The 467-nt window shown below is 65.5% G+C and carries 1 pseudogene; it reads left to right on the forward strand.

Going from position 1 to position 467, the window contains the following annotated elements:
• Positions 1–216 (forward strand): annotated as a pseudogene (locus VG556_RS22445) (acetyl-CoA carboxylase carboxyl transferase subunit alpha); the annotation flags it as partial.
• Between the last annotated feature and the right edge of the window lie 251 nt (positions 217–467).

Consider the following 467-nt stretch of genomic DNA (forward strand, 5'->3'; position numbering starts at 1 on the left):
GGCCTGACCGCCCCGCGCCTGAAGAGCCTGGGCCTGGTCGACAAGGTGGTGCGCGAGCCGACCGGTGGCGCCCACCGCAACCCGACGCAGATGGCCAAGCGCCTGAAGGCGGTGCTGCTGAACGAGTTGGATGCGCTGGAAAAGCTGTCCACCGAGCAGCTGCTGGAACAGCGCTACACCCGCCTGCGCAGCTACGGCACGTACGAAGCGGCCTGATCGCTACCTGACGTCGGACAAAAAAAGAGCTGGGCAGATGCCCGGCTTTTTTTGTCTGTACCTCGCACAGCATCTACGCATAGCGTGAATTCACTGGGTGCAGCTGCGGCCGTTGACGTTCGGGCCCGCCATGAGCGAGCCGAGCATCGCAGGGGAATCAGGGGCGAAGAGGCGCCGGTGTCTGAGCGCAGCGAGTTCGGCGCCGTCCCCTGATTCACCGAGAAGCACAGGGAACCGGTGCGCAGCGCCGG

Origin of the sequence: Stenotrophomonas sp. CASM106 (assembly GCF_049384825.1) — a bacterium.
Taxonomy (GTDB): domain Bacteria; phylum Pseudomonadota; class Gammaproteobacteria; order Xanthomonadales; family Xanthomonadaceae; genus Stenotrophomonas; species Stenotrophomonas muris.